Annotated in this window: 18 protein-coding genes; 12 read left to right on the top strand and 6 right to left on the bottom strand. The window is 35.1% G+C overall.

What is annotated here, in order from left to right; translation table 11 throughout:
- The first annotated feature begins 33 nt into the window (after nucleotides 1–33).
- The 6 genes from JNL75_09685 to JNL75_09660 all read left to right on the top strand — a co-directional run bounded on the left by JNL75_09685 (nucleotide 34) and on the right by JNL75_09660 (nucleotide 5,295).
- Nucleotides 34–1,017, top strand: coding sequence for a hypothetical protein (locus tag JNL75_09685; GenBank protein ID MBL7790083.1), 984 nt, complete (start codon nucleotides 34–36; stop codon nucleotides 1,015–1,017).
- Nucleotides 1,018–1,023: 6 nt separating this feature from the next.
- Nucleotides 1,024–1,923 carry a class I SAM-dependent methyltransferase gene (locus tag JNL75_09680; protein ID MBL7790082.1) on the top strand — a complete coding sequence of 300 codons (900 nt, stop codon included), beginning with the start codon at nucleotides 1,024–1,026 and terminating at the stop codon, nucleotides 1,921–1,923.
- Entirely contained in the window at nucleotides 1,920–2,513 is a 594-nt protein-coding gene (locus tag JNL75_09675) for an acyltransferase (protein ID MBL7790081.1), read from the top strand. The genes JNL75_09680 and JNL75_09675 overlap by 4 nt, the downstream gene beginning before the upstream one ends.
- Nucleotides 2,510–3,643, top strand: coding sequence for an NAD-dependent epimerase/dehydratase family protein (locus JNL75_09670; protein ID MBL7790080.1), 1,134 nt, complete (start codon nucleotides 2,510–2,512; stop codon nucleotides 3,641–3,643). The genes JNL75_09675 and JNL75_09670 overlap by 4 nt, the downstream gene beginning before the upstream one ends.
- 3 nt (nucleotides 3,644–3,646) lie before the next feature.
- Nucleotides 3,647–4,531 carry a glycosyltransferase family 2 protein gene (locus JNL75_09665; GenBank protein ID MBL7790079.1) on the top strand — a complete coding sequence of 295 codons (885 nt, stop codon included), beginning with the start codon at nucleotides 3,647–3,649 and terminating at the stop codon, nucleotides 4,529–4,531.
- 101 nt (nucleotides 4,532–4,632) lie between these two features.
- Complete coding sequence (locus tag JNL75_09660) at nucleotides 4,633–5,295, top strand: methyltransferase (GenBank protein MBL7790078.1); 663 nt, start codon at nucleotides 4,633–4,635, stop codon at nucleotides 5,293–5,295.
- Here the strand turns inward: JNL75_09660 and JNL75_09655 are convergent.
- Genes JNL75_09655 through JNL75_09645 form a run of 3 tightly spaced genes read right to left on the bottom strand, consistent with a single transcriptional unit; the run spans nucleotide 5,287 to nucleotide 9,614 of the window.
- Nucleotides 5,287–6,417 (bottom strand): glycosyltransferase family 4 protein, encoded by a 1,131-nt coding sequence (locus JNL75_09655; protein ID MBL7790077.1) that lies wholly within the window; start codon nucleotides 6,415–6,417, stop codon nucleotides 5,287–5,289. The two genes, JNL75_09660 and JNL75_09655, sit on opposite strands and share 9 nt — an antisense overlap.
- Nucleotides 6,404–8,833, bottom strand: a complete 2,430-nt coding sequence (locus tag JNL75_09650) for a hypothetical protein (GenBank protein ID MBL7790076.1) — start codon at nucleotides 8,831–8,833, stop codon at nucleotides 6,404–6,406. The genes JNL75_09655 and JNL75_09650 overlap by 14 nt, the downstream gene beginning before the upstream one ends.
- A gap of 10 nt (nucleotides 8,834–8,843) precedes the next feature.
- Nucleotides 8,844–9,614, bottom strand: a complete 771-nt coding sequence (locus tag JNL75_09645; GenBank protein MBL7790075.1) for an AMP nucleosidase — start codon at nucleotides 9,612–9,614, stop codon at nucleotides 8,844–8,846.
- A 41-nt stretch (nucleotides 9,615–9,655) separates the two neighbouring features.
- Between JNL75_09645 and JNL75_09640 the strand changes: the two genes are divergently transcribed.
- The gene (locus JNL75_09640; GenBank protein MBL7790074.1) at nucleotides 9,656–10,066 is read left to right on the top strand and encodes a nuclear transport factor 2 family protein; all 411 of its coding nucleotides are present in this window, start codon (nucleotides 9,656–9,658) and stop codon (nucleotides 10,064–10,066) included.
- A gap of 167 nt (nucleotides 10,067–10,233) precedes the next feature.
- Here the strand turns inward: JNL75_09640 and topA are convergent, their stop codons facing one another.
- Entirely contained in the window at nucleotides 10,234–12,621 is a 2,388-nt protein-coding gene (topA, locus tag JNL75_09635) for a type I DNA topoisomerase (protein MBL7790073.1), read from the bottom strand.
- Nucleotides 12,622–12,699: 78 nt separating this feature from the next.
- On the opposite strand from topA, the gene JNL75_09630 reads away from it, so the two are divergent.
- The 5 genes from JNL75_09630 (at nucleotide 12,700) to JNL75_09610 (ending at nucleotide 17,450) form a co-directional block, all read left to right on the top strand.
- On the top strand, nucleotides 12,700–13,584 hold the full coding sequence (locus tag JNL75_09630; protein ID MBL7790072.1) for a hypothetical protein: 885 nt from the start codon (nucleotides 12,700–12,702) through the stop codon (nucleotides 13,582–13,584).
- A gap of 57 nt (nucleotides 13,585–13,641) precedes the next feature.
- The gene (locus JNL75_09625) at nucleotides 13,642–14,718 is read left to right on the top strand and encodes a hypothetical protein (protein ID MBL7790071.1); all 1,077 of its coding nucleotides are present in this window, start codon (nucleotides 13,642–13,644) and stop codon (nucleotides 14,716–14,718) included.
- Nucleotides 14,719–14,819: 101 nt separating this feature from the next.
- Complete coding sequence (locus JNL75_09620) at nucleotides 14,820–15,389, top strand: aminodeoxychorismate/anthranilate synthase component II (protein MBL7790070.1); 570 nt, start codon at nucleotides 14,820–14,822, stop codon at nucleotides 15,387–15,389.
- Between the two features lie 59 nt (nucleotides 15,390–15,448).
- The gene (glmM, locus tag JNL75_09615) at nucleotides 15,449–16,837 is read left to right on the top strand and encodes a phosphoglucosamine mutase (protein ID MBL7790069.1); all 1,389 of its coding nucleotides are present in this window, start codon (nucleotides 15,449–15,451) and stop codon (nucleotides 16,835–16,837) included.
- A 46-nt stretch (nucleotides 16,838–16,883) separates the two neighbouring features.
- Nucleotides 16,884–17,450, top strand: coding sequence for a phosphatase PAP2 family protein (locus JNL75_09610; GenBank protein ID MBL7790068.1), 567 nt, complete (start codon nucleotides 16,884–16,886; stop codon nucleotides 17,448–17,450).
- Here the strand turns inward: JNL75_09610 and JNL75_09605 are convergent.
- Nucleotides 17,447–19,627 (bottom strand): transglycosylase domain-containing protein, encoded by a 2,181-nt coding sequence (locus tag JNL75_09605; protein MBL7790067.1) that lies wholly within the window; start codon nucleotides 19,625–19,627, stop codon nucleotides 17,447–17,449. The genes JNL75_09610 and JNL75_09605 overlap by 4 nt on opposite strands.
- Before the next feature lie 96 nt (nucleotides 19,628–19,723).
- Nucleotides 19,724–21,568 carry a glutamine--fructose-6-phosphate transaminase (isomerizing) gene (glmS, locus tag JNL75_09600; GenBank protein MBL7790066.1) on the bottom strand — a complete coding sequence of 615 codons (1,845 nt, stop codon included), beginning with the start codon at nucleotides 21,566–21,568 and terminating at the stop codon, nucleotides 19,724–19,726.
- Nucleotides 21,569–21,574 lie beyond the last annotated feature (6 nt).

Below are 21,574 nucleotides of genomic sequence, written 5' to 3'. Positions count from 1 at the left end.
GATTTTTTTACAAATATTTATTCAAGTAAGCTGATGATAATTTCAAAAACCCCTGTTCGTATCAGTTTTTTTGGCGGTGGCACTGACTATCCCGAATATTTTCATGAATTTGGAGGCTGTGTGTTAAGCACGACAATAGATAAATACGTCTATGTGACTATTAACTCTATCGGAGGGTTGATGGATGAGAAATATAGAATAGCCTATAAGAAGGTAGAGCTCTGTAATGAAATAGATCAGATAGAGCACCCATCAGTAAGAGAAACTCTGAGGTATTTGAGTATTGCCAATGGACTAGATATTAATATTTTTTCAGATCTACCTGCTCGTACAGGGCTAGGTTCGAGTTCTAGTTTTACGGTTGGACTGCTCAATGCGCTCTATGCCTATCAAGGTAAAATAAAACCTCCAATAGAATACGCTAAAGAGGCCATTCATATAGAGAAAAATATTTTACAAGAAAACGTAGGTGTACAGGATCAGCTTGCAGCTGCCGTGGGTGGGCTCAATTATATGAAATTGAACAAGGAATGCTTAAGTGTAAACCCAGTCATAATAAGCGCAGATCGTAAAAAAGCACTAGATAGTAATTTGCTTCTATACTACACTGGTATCAGTAGATTCGCGACCGAAGTGCTTAAAGAACAAGTTGAAAAAACTAAAGAAAGGAAGGTTTTAGTTGAGCTTAAGGATATTTATGATATGGTTCAGGCAGGCATGAATATCTTATCTGAGGAAAATACCTCGTTAGAAGATTTCGGGAAATTGCTTCATGAAACATGGATAGCCAAAAAGAAATTATCTACTGCTATATCAAATCCACAAATAGATGAAATGTATAATATAGCTATTAGGGCTGGTGCTTTAGGTGGCAAATTGTTAGGAGCTGGTGGTGGAGGGTTTCTTTTGTTTTATGTGGGAAATGGAAAAGATGAGTTTAGAAAGAAAATGAGCAAGTTTGTTGAAATTCCATTTCAATTTGAAAATGATGGCACTAGAGTGGTTTATATGAGATAATTCGTTATGAGTGCTGGAATGGTTATTTATGAAAGTATAAATCATTGCCTAGTCTGCAGTTCGCGTGAGCTATATGTATTATACCCTGAAATTACACATACATGCGGTATTTTAAATTCTTTGGGATTTAAAGAAAATATTTCGTCGTCAGTATATAGGTGTAAGGATTGCAATCATTGTTTTTTAAGTCCCCGCTTATCGGAGGAAACAATAACTAATTATTATCATAAACTTAATTCTGAGTATTTTGATAAGACACCTCTACATACTAGAATAGATGAGGATAAAAAGGTACTAGAAAAGGTTAAATCTTTGAAAGAATCAGGAAAGGTCCTTGAAATAGGTTGTGGGAATGGATTTTTGTTAAGCTTGCTAAGGAACGAGGGATACGAGACCTTTGGGATAGAGCCTTCTCCAAAAGCAGCTGATTTCGCTAAGTATTCATTAAATCTAAATGTAGTGAATGGTTTCTTAAATATAGATTCTTTTTCCAATATGAAATTCGATATTATATTTATGATGGATGTCATTGAACATTTATATCAGCCCAATGATATGTTAAAATTATGTTCTGAGTATTTAGCAACCGGAGGTATTATTGTATTATTAACTGGTAATGTTGATAGCCTCAATGCAAAAATTTGGCGAGAAAAGTGGTTTTATTTCTATTCTTGGGAGCATATTTCTTTTTTTAATAAATCCTCGATATCTAAGTTATTAAGCAGAAATAATATCCAGACGCTAAGCTATGAGAATATTAGTCACAGTGGAGGTTTCCTAATGAATTTCTTTACCCTCTTTGTTAAAAACTTTTTGATTTACATTTATAATTTTTATTGGAAAAGAAAGTATAAGCATTCAAATCTAGCATTTGATCACATGCTTGTTATTGGTCAAAAGTTATGAACAAGTTATATCTGATCTTTTATTATCTAATAATTTATCCAATTTATAAAATACAGTTTGGAAACATTGGCTCACGTGCTAGAATTAAATCACCATTAAGACTTGACGGTAAACGAAATATATTTATTGGTAAAAATGTAAATATCCAGAAACATACTTGGTTAGCTTCAATATCTATCGATGGAAAAGATCCTTCAAGATTGGAAATAGGAGACGGGTCTGTAATAGGTCATTTTAATCATATTTATTGTACTCACCAGATTATAATAGGTAAAAAAGTTCTAACTGCAGACAAAGTTTATATTTCGGATAATACTCATGAATTTAAGGATATAGAAGTGCCAATACTTGATCAACCAGTAAGAAACATTAGTTCTGTAAGTGTCGGCGATGGAGCGTGGTTAGGAGAAAATGTATGTATTATCGGGGCTAACGTAGGCAAAAATTCTGTCATAGGAGCTAATAGTGTTGTAACAAGGGATATACCTGATTTTGCTGTAGCAGTTGGGAGTCCAGCAATAGTGATTAAGAGATATTGCATAGAAGATAAAATATGGAAGAAAACGAATAGTAAAGGAGAATTTATATGACGAAGGTACTCATCACTGGTGGCGCAGGTTTTATTGGATCTAATTTGTCTCTGGATCTAGTCTCTCGAGGACATGAGGTAACTATATTAGATAGTTTATCGCCTCAAATTCATACTAGTCAACCAGAGAAAAATTCTCCACTGTATAAAACAGTTATTGGCAAAGTCAATTTTATAAAAGGAAGTGTGGAAGATAAGGAGATTTTTTACAAGGCTATTGAGAATAATGAAGTTATTGTGCATTATGCTGCAGAGACTGGCACAGGTCAGTCAATGTATGAGATAAATAAATATAACAATGTCAATATTGGTGGGACAGCAAATATGCTAGATATATTGACAAATAGGGAACATAAGGTCAAAAAAATTGTGGTCGCTTCATCGCGTTCTATATATGGCGAAGGCAAATACTATTCTAGTAAATACGGTATCGTGTTTCCGACTTCTAGGGTGGATAATGAGCTAAAATCTGGTAACTTTGAGGTTTCATATCTTGATGATAGAAATCTTATTCTCAAACCAACTGATGAAGAATCAAAAATACATCCTTCGTCTTTTTATGCAATTACAAAGCAAGTGCAAGAACAAATGATTATGACGCTTTGTCCAAATATTGGTATAGCGCCAGTAGCGTTGCGTTACCAGAATGTATACGGACCAGGTCAATCCTTGACCAATCCTTATACAGGTATACTATCTATTTTTTCTAATTTAATTCTTTCGGATAAACCTGTCAATATTTTTGAAGATGGACTTGAAAGTAGGGACTTTGTATATATTTCGGATGTAGTGGCAGCTACACGACTTTCCATTGAGTCTGAAAATGCGAATGGTCAGATATTGAATGTAGGGTCGGGAGTGAATACAAGTGTATTGGCTATAGCAAAATTGCTGTACCATTTTTATAATAAAGAAGAAAACTTTAAAATAACAGGGAACTACCGACTAGGTGATATAAGGCATAATTATGCTGATCTGAGTAAGGTATTTTCAAAAATTGGTTTTGAACCTTCAGTGACCATGGAGGAAGGCATTAAAAATTTCTGCTCATGGGTGCAGATGCAAAATATAGTTGATAATGGATATGAAAAGTCTATTCAAGAAATGAAAACAAAGGGTTTGTTGAAATAAGTCATGCGAAAATTAGGATTAGTTACGGTTTTATACAATTCAGAATCTGTTCTGAAAGATTTTTTTGCAAGCTTAAAGTCTCAAACCTTACAAAATTTCAAGTTATATCTTATAGATAACTCAGCAAGCATTGAGTCAACCCATCTTCTCAATACTTTTTTAACTGAGGAGTTACTTTTTGAATATGAACATATTGTCTGCAAGGGAAACCTTGGTGTAGCAGAAGGCAATAATATTGGTATACGCAAGTCAATAGAGGATAAATGTGAATTTACCGTACTTTTAAATAATGATATTATTATTGAAAATACAGATTTTCTAGCCCAATTATTGAATTTGCATATAAAGAATGAGTTTGATATAATAGTACCAAAGATTTTCTATCCCGATAGGAAATCTATCTGGTATGCTGGAGGGTATTTTGATAGATTAAGAGCATTAGGCGTTCACCGAAATTTTAAAAAAATAGATGATAATCTATCAAATTGTAATCAGTTAGTTACCTACTCGCCCACATGTTTTATGTCAATAAAAAATTCTGTATTTGACACAGTCGGTCTTATGGATTCAACCTACTTTGTCTATACAGATGATACTGATTTCGTATATCGCTGTATACAATTAGGAATTAAATTATGGTATGTTCCAGAATTGGTTATTACTCACCTTGTTTCAGTAAGTTCTGGCGGAGATGACTCTAAATTTTATATTTTCTATTCCAATAGAAATAAGATATACTTTATTCGTAAACATTACACGGGCATACGCAAATATATCTCAATAGGATATCATTTGCTAGCAAGAGTTGTATTTTATCTTAAATTTAATTCGGCTCAGAGACAAAGTCTATTGAATGGACTAAGGGAAGGATTTAAACTAAAATTATGAATTTACTTAAACAATATACCTTAATATCTAAAATTCCTAGCTATAGGTGCTAGGAATCACTCTATATCAAAATGTAATTTGAACTTTTTCAACTAAACAAAATGAGAGCAATATTTCTTTTCATCGCCAGATTTCTAAAGAATTATAATTTATATGTTGTCAAGTCACTAAGTTTTTATTCTAAAAAATCATTACTAGACGCAAACTTCGATTTTGTTCGCTACGGATCTTTAGAGTTATGCGCTAATGAGATTAAATTAAAAAATGTAAGAGGAAATCTAGCTGAGGTTGGTGTTTATAAGGGCAATTTTTCAGAAAAATTAAACAAGCTTTTCCCTGAACGAAAACTTTATTTGTTTGATACTTTTGAAGGTTTTGATAAAAGAGATATCTTAGCTGAAATAATGGATAACTATTCAACAGGGGAACAAAATTTTTCAAATACAAGCGTAGAGTTAGTATTGTCAAAAATGATCAACAAAGAAAATTGTATTGTAAAAAAAGGTTTTTTTCCTGAAACGACAGCTGGACTTGAAGACAGTTTTTGTTTTGTAAGTCTTGATGCAGATTTATATCAGCCTATATATGAGGGACTTCATTTTTTCTATCCTAAATTGGAGCTAGGAGGTTATATTTTTATTCATGACTTCAATAATGAAGGTTATAAAGGCGCTAGAGAAGCTGTAGTAAAGTTTTGTGCTGAATTAAAAATTGGCTATACACCAATACCTGACAATGGAGGTACAGCTATTATTTCAAAGTAAAGTTTGAATATCATCTACCACCCTCTTAGTCACCGCGCCCCAATAATAATGCTCGTAAAATTTTGGTGAAATTTCAGATTGAGTTTTAGAAGCTAAAAGAATATTTGAAACAAACTCTTCCCAGTCATTATCTGCCGATATAAATAACATGCCGCGGCATACTGTGGGGTCTAATCCAAATGCACCGTTGGAAGTACTCACAACTTTGATGTTATGCCCCAGAGCTTCTACGGCTTTCGTTTTAATACCTCCCCCGAGGAGCATAGGATTGAGCATAATGTCGGCACTATCTAGTATTTCTCTTATATCATCTATAAAGCCCAAATATTCTATAGAGTCTTCGACTTGTATTTTTTTCTGCGTTTCCACATCCAAATTTTTCCCAATTACAAGTATCTTGTATTTTAGGTCGGTTTTTTTCAATCGTGGATTGATTTCATCGATTATGAAATTTACAGCTTGATTATTCGGTTCATAGGGGAAGGTGCCTATAAAATAAAGAATTTTCGAATCTTCTTGTAGACCATATTTGGTTTGTAATTTTTTTCTATATTGAAGGTCTTTGTGCGGTTTATGATCTATATTTATTCCGAATGGTGATACTTTAGTTTTCGCGACATCTAGATTGTAGTTTTTTATTGCCCACCTTCTATCTTCTTCTGTGACAAAAAATGTAATTTCACTTACAGATAGCACCCATTTCTCATAATGAAATAATATTGGAGACCACCATTTCCCTAGGGTTCTAAACCTTTCTGATTCAATATTATGACTATAGGATATGAGTTTTATCCCACACCATTTGGCTGCACAATATGACGATAAGCCAAGATAGGGGTGCGAGCACATTAGCACATCTATTCTTTCTTTTTTTATTGTTGATATTATAGCATATAAGTACGGAATTTGAAGATAGGTCAGAATCTTATTTTTAAATTTTGCTATAAGTTTAAATTTAAGAATACAATTACTTTCATTATTCTTACTGCTGCCTATCACATAATTATCGATATAGTCAGCGATATGATTGTGAAAATGAAGATGAGCTATCTCTCCACCAGTGAGAGCTGGAAGAAATTTATATGAAATGAGAGTAAGTAACTTTAGTTTATCCCTGCTCATTGGAGCTAGTCGTTCGTCGGAAATAAACCCAATATACAAGTCCTAATATCAGTAAAAAACTTAGTACACTTGCTACATAACCTAGAGTTAAATAGCTATCTAATTTCTTAGCTGTAAACTTCATCTCCACCTTATTATTCCCTGCAGGAATATATGCTCCACGAAGCAGATAATTTACACGTACTAGTTTTTGTGGTTTACCATTGACATAGAGATTCCAATCTTCATTTCCTTTGTACCATATTTCAGAGAATACTACAAATCCCCCTGAAGATGATTTTGATTGATACTCCATATTGTCAGGATGATACTTGGTAAGACTTATCGAGGCGCTAGGATCTGCATTGATGGCAAAGTTTGTTTCGTTTTTAAAGCGCTGATCTATCCATACCGTGTTTTTAGGATTAAAAGTGCCTATAGAGTCCATTTCTTCATTTGCATTTTTCGCAAATTTTACTTCCTTGATAAACCATGCATTTCCGCATGCATCAGGATTTTGTTGTGGCATTTTTTGTCCGTCTTGCGTGCCTACAATGAGATATTTCGTGTTGAGCATATTGAGCACAGGCATATTGCCTCTTGACAAATGCACGTCAATTAGGTCTTGGTAACGATATAGTTTGGCGGGAGAATATCCACCCACGTTGCTAAAGCGGTAACCATCCGTATTACTGCTAAATACACTTTGGCTAGTTGTATTGAAAATGCGGAAATGAGATTTGTCCTGTTCTAAATATTGATTATACGCCTCATTAGGAATTAGGTCTTCTGGCTTATCTACTTTTTGAAAAACATCAGCAGATAGATATCGTTTGTGCACGCTCCAAAGGTCGAAGAAAATCAGTAACCCAAGCGCAATGATAAGATGCTGATAAGTAAATTTATTTCGAATGTAAAAATAAAAACCAGCAACTACCAAGCTAACTAAAAATAAGGTTCTTAAAAGGTCTGATTTGAAAAAAGAAGCTCTATCTTCTATCATCAGGTCCAACGCCTGTTTATTTTCTCCAAAAGTTTGCAAGTCGTTAACTCCCGTATAGCCAGCGCTCGATATCATGGCAAATCCTATTATCAGCAATCCTAAGAATGTATATGCGCTATATTTTAATGCTTTGATCATAACCTCATTCTTCTCATTTCTGAAGAAAGAAGTTAATCCCAAGCCAATTGTAATTACAGAAATAGTATTAAGAATAGAAAAAGACATGGTCGGTGTTCTAAACTTATTGTATAGGGGTAGGTATTGAAAAAGCAATTCGTTAAAGCCAAGAAAGCTTCTGCCTAGTCCCATAAATAGCGATAGGACAAAGATGAAGATAAGTGCATATTTGAAATTATTTTTCCAATAGAATAAAGAGAAAATGAAGAGAAATAACGTAATTGCTCCCAAATAATTTGGTGCACCAGTAAATGGTTGAATCCCCCAATAAAATGGCAAAGTAACTTCCTCTTGGCCACTTGCTTGTGCCTGTTGTTCTGCCAGTTTTGACTTCTTGCCTTTTACAGTATAATTGCTAGAACCACCTGTAGCATCAGGAACGAAAAAATTGACAAGTTCTTCCCATGAATAACTCCAACTAAAGGCATAATTGATATCTAAGCCACCATCCTTGGATGTAGAGTTAGCCTCAGGTTTTACAAGTTCTGTTTTGCCGCCACGCATTGTTTCTTTATTATAATCTTCGACTATTAGTAAAGTAGATAAATTTGGAAGTGCACCAATAGCTACAAATATTAAAGTAATGAATCCTTTTTTAAGATAACCTGTCACCGTTTTGGAGCGAATAGAATCTATGAGAAAATATAAAGCTAAAATAACAGAAACTATTACTCCGTAATAGACTATCTGATAGTGCCCAAAAGCTATTGAGAGATTTATTCCTAGCATAATGGCTATCAAACCTATCAACTTGTTATCTCTCATGTAGCATATAAATCCAGCATAGACTGGCAGTAAGAAGGCAAATGATAGAATCTTGGTAGGATGAGATGCCCAAAGTGAATCTAATATCCAAGTGTTTAAACCAAGAGCTATAGCACAAATAAACGCTATTTTTTTATTGACATTAAGTAGAATAAGTGATACAAATCCGCATAGCAATAGAAAAAATAAAAAGCCTACATTGTTAGGTAAAGCAAAGACTAATTTTGAAAAATATTTCGAAATTAGATTGCCCGAAATGTCACTGGCAACCGTGAATAGTGGCATACCACTAAATATTCTATTAGTCCAGAATATACTTTCACCTTTATCTTGATAGTCTTTCCACTCCTTAGAGGCTTCTTGCCATGTTACGGCATCATGTGCACTTAACTTCTTTCCTTGCAATTCTGGGTAAAATATAATACAAGATATCAATATCAATCCTGCTATATAAGGTAAATACCCTTTCAATTTTTCTAATATTTGATTCATTAGTTGTTGATTAAAATTTCAAATGTCTAATAGTTTGCCCATTATTAATGAGCTGTTTTAAAGATTCAATTCCTATTTGTATATGACTATCTACAAAATTAGCTGTTACACTTGTATCACTTTTCTCAGTTTTTACACCATCGGGTTCCATAGGTTTATCGCTCACTAATAATAGTGCTCCTGTGCGTATTTTATTATAATGCCCTACCGTAAATATAGTAGCTGTTTCCATATCGATAGCTTCCACTCTTAATTTTGTCAAATAATCTTTAAATTCCTGATCATGTTCCCATACTCTGCGATTCGTCGTATAGACAGCGCCAGTCCAATAATCTTTATCAAAATCTCGAATCGTTGTAGATATTGCTTTTTGAAGTGCGAAAGCTGGTAAAGCTGGCAATTCGGAAGGGAAGTAGTCATTTGACGTACCTTCACCCCTTACTGCAGCTATAGGTAAAATGAGATCACCAATATTAAATTTTGATTTCAATGCACCACATTTCCCTAAAAATAAACAGGCTTTAGGATTTATAGCTTTTAATAAATCCATAACGGTAGCAGCATTAGGACTGCCCATTCCGAAGTTGATAATCGTGATATTCTCCGCTGTGGCTGTCTGCATAGGACGTTGTTTTCCTAAAACCTCAACCTGAAACTTGTCGGCAAAAAGCTCGACATAGCCAATAAAATTGGTAAGCAGGATATACTCTCCAAAATTTTCTAATGGAACCCCAGTATATCTCGGAAGCCAATTATTAACTATCTCTTCTTTAGAATTCATTCTCTTCTATTTTTGCAAATATAAATTAATTGTTTGAAATATTGAATTCACTTTTACTTTGCTTTTGTTTTATTCTGTTAAATCTACAAGTTAAAGGTCAAAATTTTAACCTAGATGCCAAGAGATTTGAACTTTTAGTAGATAGAGATACTTCTTCTCTTAAACAAATTTTGCATGATTCCTTGACTTATATCCATTCCAATGGACTGGAGGAATCCAAAAAAAATATTATTCAATCAATGACAAGCGGAAAAATTGTGTATCAAAAATTTAAATTTATCAATAGAAGTCTTATTTTCAGAAATCAAGAAAAGCTTGCTTTTAAAGGAATAGTATTAGTTGATGGACTTTATGAAGGTCAGTCATTTCAAATAAAATTGGCATTTACCTCATTCTATAAAAGATATAAGAAGAGATTTCAACTGTTTTATTGGCAGTCTACCAAATTGTAGGAAGCTAGAATATATGGCACCTTCTAAACAAACCGATTTATACCGTTTGGAACTCTGTAATAGTCCAATTTTATGCCACGCTCCAATGGACTAAACACAATTCACAACGGCATTTACCACTCTAAACATATAAAATACATTGAACTATTTTATATGTATGATTGGTATTACTTCTTTTTAGTCGTTTTAGCAGTTTTCTTTGCTGTTTTTTTAGCAGTCGCTTTAGCTGTTTTCTTAGAAGTTTTGATAGCTTCTGTTTTAAACTCTCCTTTAATTATTTTCTGAATCACCTCAAGGGTTAATTTCTCAGCTTCTACTCCTTTCGGTATACGGTAATTCTCTTTTCCTTGTTTAATAAATGGCCCCCAGCGCCCTTGAAGCACTTGAATGCCTTCTTCAGTAAAATCAAGTATTAGTTTTTTAGCGTCTGATTCGCGTTTATATATGATTCGTTGAATAGCGGTTTCTAGGTCAATAGACATGACATCATCTTCCTTTTTAAGAGATGTAAAGGTGCTGCCTTGCTGAACATAAGGACCAAAACGACCTACATTGACTTTGAGTTCTTTGCCTTCAAATTCTCCTAGAATTCTTGGAAGTTTGAATAGATCCAGAGCTTGCTCCATCGTGATAGTTTCTATACTTTGGTCTTTTCTCAGTCTAGCGTATCGAGGTTTATAGTCCGGATTATTTTCATCAGTTACACCGATTTGTACCATGGGTCCAAACCTTCCCATCCGCGCTATCATAGGTTCTTTGGAATCTGGATGGTTACCTAGACTGCGTTCACCAGATACACGCTCAGCTGTTTCTAAGGTGGTTTCCACCTCTTCATGGAATGGTTTATAAAATCGCTCAAGCATTTTTTGCCATTCTATCTTACCATTGGAGATTTCATCGAAATCCTCCTCCATATTAGCTGTAAATTTGTAATCGATCACTTTTTCAAAGTGAATTTTTAGAAAATCGGTCACCAACATACCTATATCGGTAGGAAAAAGCTTGGCCTTTTCTGCCCCAGTTATCATAGATTCTGTCACCAAACTCACCTTATCTTTTTCTAATTTATATACTTGAAAATCAAGCTTTTTACCATCTCTATAATCCTTTAGAACATACTCTCTATTCTGTATAGTAGAAATGGTAGGCGCATAGGTAGATGGACGACCAATACCTAGCTCTTCTAGTTTTTTTACTAAGCTAGCTTCATTATATCTTGCGGGGTGTTTTGTGAATTTCTGGGTGGCGGTAAGATTATTAAGCATCATAGCTTGACCTTCTTTCATAGGAGGTAGAAATCCACCACTATTTTCCTCATCATCCTCATCTTTTTCTATCATGTAGGCTTTTAAAAATCCTTCGAATGTCACAACCTCTTGTTTGGCTGTGAGATCTATTTGATTTTTATCATTACCAATGGTGACAATAGTGTTTTCAATTGCAGCATCGCTCATTTGCGAAGCGATCGCTCTTTTCCATATTAAATCATATAGTTTAATCTCATCTGAGTCTGCATCTATATTGTTTTTGGCAAAACTTGTTGGTCTTATGGCTTCATGTGCTTCCTGGGCATTTGCTATTTTACTAGTATATTTTCTCATTTTATGGTAGTTCTTTCCATAAAATTTTTCGATAGCTTTTTGAGCGTCAGCTATAGCAGTATCGCTCAAATTTACCGAGTCTGTTCTCATATAGGTTATATGCCCTGCTTCGTATAGTCGCTGCGCCACCTGCATGGTTTTAGCTACGGAGTACCCCATTTTTTTGGAAGCCTCCTGTTGCAAGGTGGATGTAGTGAATGGCGCTACAGGAGATTTTTTGCCAGCCTTTTTTTCAATTTTCGAAATACTGAATTTCGCTCCTACAAAGCTCTCAGTTACTTTTTTAGCTTCAGCATCACTTGACAAATCTTTAGAACTTTCTGCCTTTACTTTGACTGGTTTCCCTTCTATATCTTTTTCGTCAAATAGTGCAGCTACTTTATAATACATCTTTGCCTGAAACTGTTGTATTTCTCGTTCACGCTCCACAATAAGTCTTACAGCCACCGACTGAACGCGGCCTGCACTTAAGTTGGGTCTTACCTTTCTCCATAGAATGGGAGAAATCTCAAAGCCAACAATTCTGTCTAATACCCTTCTAGCTTGCTGTGCATTGACTAGATTCATATTTATGTTTCTAGGACTAGCTATAGCTTTTTTAATAGCAGATTCTGTAATTTCTGAATAGGTGACCCTTTTAGTTGTCTTTGGGTCTAGTTTTAAAACTTCACATAAATGCCATGAAATCGCTTCACCTTCTCGGTCTTCATCCGTTGCTAGATAGACTTCTTTAACTTCTTTTTTAAGCTTTTTTAGTTCTGCTACGACTTTTTCTTTTTCTTTTGAAACTTCATAACTCGGTACAAATCCATTTTCGATATCTATAGCTCGGTTGTTTTTGGGTAAGTCTCTAATATGACCATAACTTGATGCCACTATGAAATTGCCACCTAAGTATTTAGTAATAGTTTTTGCTTTGGCAGGTGACTCTACGATTAATAAATTTTTTGGCATACCTTATCCTTTAGGTTCGGGTTTAAAAATTGCAAAACTATATAGAAAACCATCTTACCTTTGACTTTTTTTTAATTAATGAGACTTTGGAACCAATTTGTTGCTTCTTTGAGTTATGATACTAACCTTTTAAAAACTATTGATGTAACTAAGTTTGGATTACCTACCACAAATTTATTTTTCTATCTTGATTATCTGAATCATACTAAATTTAGCGGGAATAAAATTCGTAAACTATATGGTACTTTGCAAAGAATTAAAGATACCGACATACAAAATATTATCACCGTAGGTGGGAATTATTCTAATTACTTATATGCCTGTGGGTATTTGCCAGAGTTAATTGCTAAAAATTTAGTCGCTATCATAAAAGGACATGAACCAAAAGAGTATGGTTATACTCTCAAACATTTAAAAGAAAAAGGTGTTCAGCTTCATTTTTATCCGAGAGAGATATTGAGAAATAGTTTCGATGAAGTTCTAGGTGAATTAATGCGTATTTATCCCAATTCTTATTTTATACCTGAAGGAGGCACTAATGAATGGACGCATGAGGGGTTTGAGTCATTGGTGAAAAATGGGTTGCAAGATTTTGATTTGGTTTGCACACCTGTAGGTACTTTCGGCACCTATCTAGGACTCCAGACTTATCTAAATCCAGAACAAAAACTACTAGGTTATGCAGCGACTTTAGATTATTCTTTAAAAGTACGAGGTAATATTTGTTATGATTATACATTTGGGGGATTTGCGAAAATGTCCAATGATTTATGGAGTTTCATTCAAAATTTTGAAGAAGAATATAACATTCCCTTAGACCCTATTTATACAAGTAAGATGATGTATGGAATTTTTCAGGATATAAAACTTGGTAAATTCTCGCCTGAAGATAGAGTAGTAGCTGTGCATACCGGCGGCCTGCAGGGTCGGCAAGGTTTTAAATCTTTTTGTAAAAAGGTGTAAATATTCACAAACACATTATATCCAATTTCGTATATTTGTAAGGCTAAATTCAATGTTATGAGAATAGTATATTTCGTTTCTGTTCTAAGTGTAATCGCTCTACAAGTAGGCTGTAGCTCAGAAAATTCAGGTGGGAATACTACAAAGCCTTTTGTGCTTAAAGTGCCTAGTCATTTTCCGCCAGCATCTATTCCTGCAGATAATCCGTTAACTGAAGCCAAAGTAAAATTGGGTCGAATGTTGTTTTATGAAAAAAGAATTTCAGAAGATTTAAAAATTGCCTGTGCTAATTGTCATAAACAAGAATTTGCCTTTGGTTCTGATAAAGCTTTGGATATGAAGGTTCATGGAGATATGACTACAAGAAATAGTTCGGTGCTTTTTAATTTAGCTTTTACTAAAGAATTTTTCTGGGATGGACGCACTAAAACTCTAGAGGCTACTGTAAAAGATGCCTTGAAAGGAGAACAAAAATTTAACATTGATTTTGTCAAAACGAGACTCATGCCAGAGCAGAGATACAAGGATGCCTTTAATGTTGCATTTAGTTCTACAGAACCTACCGATGATATGGTTGAAAAAGCTTTGGCAAGTTTCATTCGGACTATGGTCTCTGGTTCATCTAGAGTAGATAAAGGTAAAATTGAAGGGAATCCCAATAAGTATCTAACAGCAGCAGAAATTGAAGGAAGAAATATCTTTGAAACAGAAGAAGGCGATTGCTTTCATTGTCATGGGGATATCACCGGTCAACCTTTGATGACAGACAATTTGTTTCATAATAATGGACTAGACCCTTATATGAGTCCTGGATTATTTAAGGACCCAGGATTGGGATTTGTGACGGGTGTTTCTGGTCCAGATGTTGGTAAATTTAAAACTGGAGCTTTGAGAAATTTATCTTATTCTAAACCTTTTATGCATGATGGACGCCTTGCCAATCTAGATGCTGTTTTGACCCATTATAATTCTGGTGTAAAAAACAATTTCTCAATAGACCCTAATATGAAAAAGGCCAATCAAGGTGGTATCCAGCTAACTCCAGATAGAATTGCACGCCTAAAGGCTTATTTGCTTGCTTTTGATGATCCAGCATTTATCAGCGATACGAGCTTTAGTGATCCGTTTAAGTAAAAACAGTTGCCAGTGGTCAGTAATATACTGCAAAGTAAAGTTAATTTCGAATTTCTAACTCCTCAACTAACTACAATAGTCTTATTCCAGACTACCAATATATGAATGCTCTGCTCTTAGATTGCGACGATTCTTATACACTAAATATTTACGACTATTTAAAGCAATGCGGTCTTGTTGTGGATGTAATTAATTGTCGGGATATTATATTAGATAAAATACTAGTCTATGATACTATAGTCTTGTCTCCAGGTCCCAATTCTCCTGTTGATGTTCCTGTATTGTTTGGAATTATTGAAAAATTCGCTGGATACAAGCCTATATTGGGTATTTGTTTAGGTCATCAGGCCATCGGTATGTATTATGGACATACCTTAGTTCAATCTCATAATCCTATACATGGAATATCAGTAAAAATTTCTAATAGAGATGATGCTATTTTTCATAATATTGACACCGAAAATTTGATGGTCATGCGTTATAATAGTCTAGCTTTACAAGATAAAAAAGAATCAGAACTGCATGTGATAGCCAGAGACGAGGCTGGAGAGATTATGGCTGTAAGACACAAAAGGCATAATATATATGGTATTCAATTCCATCCTGAGTCTGTAGGCACTCCGCAAGGCTTGAAATTGATAGAAAATTGGAAGAAGCAACTTCATAACTAATAGTGAATAACTAGTAATTATGGACTTAAAACTTATCACTTAAAACTTAAAACTAGTAAATGTCTTTAATAGCATCTATTTCTGGAATTAGAGGTACCATAGGAGGAAAACATGGAGAAGGCTTATCTCCACTAGATATTCAGCGTTATGCCTTGGCCTATGGTCAATTAGTTAAATCTAAATATTCAAGACCAAAAATCGTCATCGGTAGAGATGCACGTATATCAGGAGAAATGGTCTACAATATAGTTTCAGGGTCATTAATTGGTTTAGGTATCGATATAGTAAATCTGGGACTTTCTACTACCCCCACTGTAGAAAAAGCGGTAAAAAAGTTAAATGCGCAAGGTGGAATTATTCTCACAGCTAGTCATAATCCAAAGGAGTGGAACGCGCTCAAGCTTCTCAATGATGTAGGCGAGTTTATCTCCGCTGCCGAAGGTCAAAAAGTCATAGATATGGCTCTAGAGCTTGAAAATATTGACTTTTCAAAAGTTGATGAACTCGGTAAAATTACCTCAGACGATACCATTCTAAATTGGCACATAGCTGAGATAGCGGATTCTAAATGGACAGATACACAAGCGATAAAAGGAAAGAAAATAAAAGTAGTGGTAGATGGTATCAATAGTAGTGGTAGTATAGCTGTCCCATTGCTATTAAAAGCATTAGGGGTAGAGGACATTATCCTACTCAACGGTGATACTTCTGGAAATTTTGCACACAATCCAGAGCCATTAGCACCTCATCTCAAACAAATCTGTGAATCGGTAGTGTCAGAAAAAGCAGATCTAGGAATAGTAGTAGATCCTGATGTAGATAGACTTTGCTTTGTCAATGAAGATGGTAGCCTTTTCGGAGAAGAATACACCCTAGTAGCTGTAGCAGATTATATTTTGTCTAAAGAAAAAGGGAATACTGTTTCCAATCTTTCTTCGACACGTGCCCTGCGAGAGATAACCAAAAAACATGGTGGTCAATACCATGCCTCCGCTGTAGGGGAGGTAAATGTAGTTGCGAAGATGAAAGAAGTGAAAGCAATTATTGGAGGAGAAGGCAATGGAGGCGTTATTTTCCCACATTCCCACTATGGGAGGGATGCACTCATGGGCATAGGACTATTCCTCAGCTATTATGCGCAGAAAAACCAAAAAATGTCTGCCATCAAAGCAGGTTTGCCACAGTTTGAGATGGCTAAAAATAAAATTGAGCTTAATCCTAATATTAACGTTGATGGACTCATTGCTGGAATGCATGCCAAATATAAAGATATAGAGCAATGTAACACGGTAGATGGTCTAAAAATAGACTTCACAGATGGGTGGGTACATCTACGTAAGTCTAACACCGAGCCTATTATTCGTATCTATTCAGAAGCAGAAACCGCAAAAAAAGCGGACCAATTGGCGTCTAGGTTTGTAGAAGAGTTGAAAAGTATGATTACATAGTAAACGTATATCAAAATAGATGTTTAAAATTTAAGCATTTTCAAAAGTGGAACTTATTCAGTCGATTGATATTGCTGTTCTTAAATGGATACATGGCAACCTACAATGTTTATCTTTAGATACATTGTGTCCCATTCTTCGAACTAAGACCACCTGGATTCCTTTATATTTATTATTTACATACTACATTTGGAGAAAATTTCCTGATGAATTTTGGAAGATTTTTATAACTACTATTTTGGTTACCGCTTTGTGTGATATTTTATGTGCGCGCTTATTAAAACCCTTATTTCAACGACCGAGACCTTGCCAAATAGCTGAATTTCAATTTTGGCTAAACCAATTTCCGTTTTGTAGCCAAACATATAGTTTCCCATCTTGCCATGCTATGAACCATGCTTCCTTGGCTTCTTTTCTTTTCTATTTTATACCTAAAACCTATAGATGGTTATTGGCAGTTTGGGTAGTTACTATTTCTTTTAGTCAGGTTTATATTGGGGTGCATTACCCCTCAGATGTAATTGGGGGAATATTGATAGGTGCTACAATAGGTTATATAGGCAGTATTTGGATCCGGTCTAAATGTATTGGTATTAATGAAAAGCTAGATTAATAGTCCTTTTTGCTATCATTATATATTGGCAAAGTATCATTAGTAGGGCTATAGTCGGTATTTGTGTCATCCAGAGGTAAAGCAGAGTTCTGGAAGCTACAATCAAATTGTTTAATAAGTGTACTGTCCGATTCAGAGAAAAAAGATCCTGACTTGTATTTAGGGATAGACGTAGCTTTTTTATAAAACTTTGCCCAAATGGGAAGCGCAGTATTTGCACCTTGTCCGAGTCTGGTAGATGCAAAACTTATGGAGGGGTCATCTGCTCCAACCCAAACTGTAGTTAAAAGTTGTGATGTGCTGCCTATAAACCAACCGTCTGAGTTAGATTGAGTAGTTCCAGTTTTGCATGCGATTTCATCCTTAAAACCGTATTGACCACGAAGTCTTGCGGCGGTACCTTTGTCTTTGGATACTCCCTGAAGCATGAGATTCATTGTTTTTGCAATTTCTTCAGGCATTACTTCTTTGGACTCCGGTTTTTTCTCGAATATGACATTTCCATCCTTATCTTCAATACGTTCAATATAAAATGGCTTACTATAGATACCGCCATTCATATAAGGAGTGTAGGCTCCAGTCATTTCTATTACGGATATATCCGAAGTGCCTAAGCTGATAGCTGGTACTTCTTCAAACTCTGCATCTATGCCTAGTTGCTTGGCTTTATCAATAAGTAAGGAAGGGCCAAATTGTTTTATCAAAAGTGCAGCTATTCTGTTGTCGGAAACTTGTAATCCATCTTTTAAAGTGACTTCTTCTCCATCTTTAAAATTCTTAGAACCTTTAGGATCCCAGCTTTCGTGCCCTTCAATGAGTGGTTTTTCGTAAATAAGTTTACTACATGGGGTCAGTCCATTTTCTAATGCTACATTATAGAGAAATGGCTTAAAGGTTGATCCTGATTGCCTTTTTGTTGATTGTCTGACATGGTCGTATTTAAAGAAATTAAAATCTATACCGCCAACCCAAGCTCGAATTTTCCCCGTATGTGGGTCAATTGCACATAGCCCAGCTTGTAAAATCTTCTTTACATATTTAATCGAATCTATAAAACTCATCGTCGTATCTATAGGCCCGCGCCAGGTAAAAATTCGCATAGCATGCTTCTCTGTACTGAGTATTTTGAAAATTTCATCTTCAGATTTGCCTTCATCGCTGAGGTTTTTGTATTGTTCTGATGCGCGTACAATATTTTTAACCAAATCAGGATTCGCCTTCGCCCCATACTTGTATGGGTCCTTTGCCCCCCACTCTCTGAGAAACTCCCTTTGCAGCCAAGGCATGTGTTCTGATACAGACTCTTCTGCATAAGTTTGCAGCTTGGAGTTTATGGTGGTATAAATTTTTAAGCCGTCAGCATAAATATCATATGGATCTCCATTTTCTTTGGAAAAATTTTGTAAGATATCTCCTAATTCCATTCTTATTTGTTCTCTTAGATATGGTGCTAATCCAGTACTCGGAGAGGTTAATCTATAATCAAGTTTTATTGGAAGTTTTTTAGCACTGGTTGCTGTCATTTCATCAATAAAACCTGCTTTCCGCATCTGCTCTAAGACTACATTGCGTCTTTTGAGTGCATTATCTGGTTTCGATTTAGGGTTATAGAGCGCTGGTCCTTTAAGCATACCAACTAAAACTGCAGATTCATCTATTGTTAGTTTTATTGGTTCTTTATTGAAATATGTTTTTGATGCCTCTCGCAGTCCATAAGAATTGTGAAGAAAAGGAACCGTATTGAAATATAGTGCAAGTATCTCTTGTTTTGAGAAATTACGTTCCAATTCTATAGCTATATACCATTCTTTAACTTTTTGAATGAGGCGTTTTAGCTTATTCTTTCTTCCTTCTTCTGAATGGAATAGATTTTTCGCTAATTGTTGGGTAATAGTGCTAGCGCCAGAGGGTTTACCTAAGATAAAAGTTCTAAAGCTAGCTGAAATTAAACCGAAAACATCGATTCCTGAATGGTCGTAAAATCGCTCATCTTCCGTAGCTATGAGGGCTTCTATAGTACTCGTTGAAATCTGTTTGTAGTTTAGTTCTGTTCTATTCTCATAATAGAGTTTACCCATTACCTCATAATCTTCGGAATAAATGGTAGACGATAATTGACTTGATGGGTTCTTAATATACTCGATAGATGGAAGTTCGCCTAACCAACCTTGAGACACCGCAAATAGGAGTATTGAAAAAAATAAAAAGAAACCTAAGCTTATTTTTAGAAAAAGTCTAAAATAGAATCTAAAGCTATTTTCCATCAGCTAGGTTTATTCAACAGTCACACTTTTGGCTAAATTTCTAGGCTGATCTACGTTACACCCTCTTTCAATGGCTGTGTAATAGGATAATAATTGTAGTGGAATAGAAGCTAATATAGGACTAAGGCAATCCTCCGTATCAGGTACCTCAATCACATGCTTCGCTAGTTTTTTGATTTGGGCGTCTCCGTGTCTTGCAATAGCTATTACTTGACCCTTTCTTGCAGCTACTTCTTGCACATTGCTCAAAGTTTTTTCATGACTACTTATATTATTGACAAGAAACACAACAGGCATTTCTTCATCAATCAAAGCAATTGGGCCATGTTTCATCTCTGCCGCTGGATATCCTTCTGCATGAATATAAGAAATCTCTTTCAATTTCAATGCCCCTTCTAATGCTGCAGGGAAATTATAGCCTCTACCTAGGTAGAGAAAGTTTCTTGCATCTTTATAGTTATGAGCTATCGTTTTTACCTTCTCTTCACAAGATTTAAGTAATGATTCAATTTTCGAAGGTAGACTATCTAATTCCTTTAGTAATTGTTTAATTCTAGTTTTGGATAGTGTTGATTTGTTGTTTGCTATCCACAATGCTATTAGAAATAGAACAGAAACTTGAGCTGTAAAAGCTTTGGTACTAGCTACACCTATCTCAGGACCAGCATGTGTATAACAGCCAGCATGCGATGCTCTAGGTATAGAAGAGCCTACTACGTTGCAAACTCCTAAAATGAGACATCCTTTTTGTTTAGCCATTTCTATTGCCGCCAGAGTATCTGCTGTTTCACCTGATTGTGATATGGCTATAATAATGTCATCTTCATCAATGACTGGATTTCTATATCTAAATTCAGAGGCGTATTCTACCTCTACATTGGCTCTGGCTAAATCCTCTATCATATACTCAGCAAGTAATCCTGCATGCCATGAGGTACCACATGCCACAATGATAATTCTTCTGGAAGCCATGATACGATCCTTATACTCTTCGAGTCCGCCTAATTTGATAAGACCATTCTCTATATCGACTCTACCTCTAATACTATCATAAATACTTTTGGGTTGTTCATGAATCTCTTTAAGCATAAAGTGCTCATAGCCACCCTTTTCTATAGATTCAAGATTTAACTCTAATTCATGGATATAAGGGGTTTTCTCCTGATTTTGTATAGTTTTTAATTCAAAATCTCCACTTCTATTTAATGTCACCATTTCCTCGTCATTAATATAGACAACTTTTTTCGTGTATTCGATGACTGGAGATGCATCTGACGCAAGGAAAAACTCATTTTTACCTATACCTACTATAAGAGGGCTACCTTTTCGAGCTCCTATGAGTATATCGGGTTCTTTTTTAGAAAATACAGCTATGGCATAGGCTCCAGTTACTTCATTAAGGGCTAGTCTAACTGCTTTGTCTAAATTGCATTTTTCATTTTTCTGAACTTCTTCTATTAAGTGTGCTAGTACCTCTGTATCAGTATCTGAGATGAATTGATAGCCTCTACGTGTTAGTTCCTCTTTTATGGATTGAAAATTTTCTATGATACCATTGTGAATAACAGCAATATCACCATTATTGCTGAGATGGGGGTGCGAATTAATTTGACTAGGCGGTCCATGGGTAGCCCAGCGAGTATGACCTATACCCAGTGTACCAGTTACATCTGATTTTGTTGCTAGCTCTTCTAACTCGGATACTTTTCCTTTTTGTTTAATAAGCGATATCTTTTGATCCTTCATCAAAGCTACACCAGCGCTATCATATCCCCTATACTCAAGTCTTTTTAAACCTTTTATCAAAATAGGATAGGCATCTCTGGTACCAATATAGGCTACTATTCCGCACATATTTTA

It is taken from the genome of Chitinophagales bacterium (assembly GCA_016787225.1).
Lineage (GTDB): Bacteria > Bacteroidota > Bacteroidia > Chitinophagales > JADJOU01 > CHPMRC01.
This window is presented reverse-complemented; position numbering and strand designations above follow the sequence as displayed.

Coding starts and splice junctions, on each gene's coding strand:
- JNL75_09685 (MBL7790083.1), top strand. CDS start 34: ATGATAATTTCAAAAACCCCTGTTCGTATCAGTTTTTTTGGCGGTGGC.
- JNL75_09680 (MBL7790082.1), top strand. CDS start 1,024: ATGAGTGCTGGAATGGTTATTTATGAAAGTATAAATCATTGCCTAGTC.
- JNL75_09675 (MBL7790081.1), top strand. CDS start 1,920: ATGAACAAGTTATATCTGATCTTTTATTATCTAATAATTTATCCAATT.
- JNL75_09670 (MBL7790080.1), top strand. CDS start 2,510: ATGACGAAGGTACTCATCACTGGTGGCGCAGGTTTTATTGGATCTAAT.
- JNL75_09665 (MBL7790079.1), top strand. CDS start 3,647: ATGCGAAAATTAGGATTAGTTACGGTTTTATACAATTCAGAATCTGTT.
- JNL75_09660 (MBL7790078.1), top strand. CDS start 4,633: ATGAGAGCAATATTTCTTTTCATCGCCAGATTTCTAAAGAATTATAAT.
- JNL75_09655 (MBL7790077.1), bottom strand. CDS start 6,417: ATGAGCAGGGATAAACTAAAGTTACTTACTCTCATTTCATATAAATTT.
- JNL75_09650 (MBL7790076.1), bottom strand. CDS start 8,833: ATGAATCAAATATTAGAAAAATTGAAAGGGTATTTACCTTATATAGCA.
- JNL75_09645 (MBL7790075.1), bottom strand. CDS start 9,614: ATGAATTCTAAAGAAGAGATAGTTAATAATTGGCTTCCGAGATATACT.
- topA (MBL7790073.1), bottom strand. CDS start 12,621: ATGCCAAAAAATTTATTAATCGTAGAGTCACCTGCCAAAGCAAAAACT.
- JNL75_09630 (MBL7790072.1), top strand. CDS start 12,700: ATGAGACTTTGGAACCAATTTGTTGCTTCTTTGAGTTATGATACTAAC.
- JNL75_09625 (MBL7790071.1), top strand. CDS start 13,642: ATGAGAATAGTATATTTCGTTTCTGTTCTAAGTGTAATCGCTCTACAA.
- JNL75_09620 (MBL7790070.1), top strand. CDS start 14,820: ATGAATGCTCTGCTCTTAGATTGCGACGATTCTTATACACTAAATATT.
- glmM (MBL7790069.1), top strand. CDS start 15,449: ATGTCTTTAATAGCATCTATTTCTGGAATTAGAGGTACCATAGGAGGA.
- glmS (MBL7790066.1), bottom strand. CDS start 21,568: ATGTGCGGAATAGTAGCCTATATTGGTACCAGAGATGCCTATCCTATT.